Annotated in this window: 1 protein-coding gene; it reads left to right on the top strand. The window is 56.3% G+C overall.

Translation table 11 applies throughout. The annotated features are described in order from the left end of the window. Positions 1–428: hypothetical protein (locus tag J4G32_RS20680; protein ID WP_210497509.1), on the top strand; the 428-nt coding region annotated here is incomplete at both ends.

The following is a 428-nucleotide window of genomic DNA, read 5'->3' as shown; positions in this document are numbered from 1 at the left end:
AGGTGTCCAACGGCGAGCAGCAGGCGCGCATTACGCTGAGTTTTATCGGCGAGCCGGAATATGCTTACTCACAGGACGGTAAACGGACCGTGGCGCTGGATATCAGGCAGACCGGCGTGATTCAGGGGCTGCCGCTTCAGTTTAGCGGTAACAATCTGGTAAAAACGATCCGTGCCGGAACGCCGAAAGATGCGCAATCTTTACGGTTGCTTGTCGATCTGACGGAAAATGGTAAAACCGAGGCGGTGAAGCGGCAAAACGGCGGCAACTATACGGTCATTTTCACCATTAATGCCGATGTTCCGCCGCCGCCACCGCCTGTCGTCGCGAAACGGGTTGAAAGCGCGCCCCGTCCGACGGAGCCTGCCCGTAATCCGTTTAAATCTTCTGATGATCGCCTGACCGGCGTAACCAGCAGCAATACCGTT

The sequence above is a fragment of the Microvirga antarctica genome (genome assembly GCF_017921815.1).
In the GTDB taxonomy this organism is placed as follows: Bacteria; Pseudomonadota; Alphaproteobacteria; order Rhizobiales; family Beijerinckiaceae; genus Microvirga; species Microvirga antarctica.
Note: the sequence above shows the minus strand (reverse complement) of the source record. Positions and strands in the feature narration are given on the sequence as shown.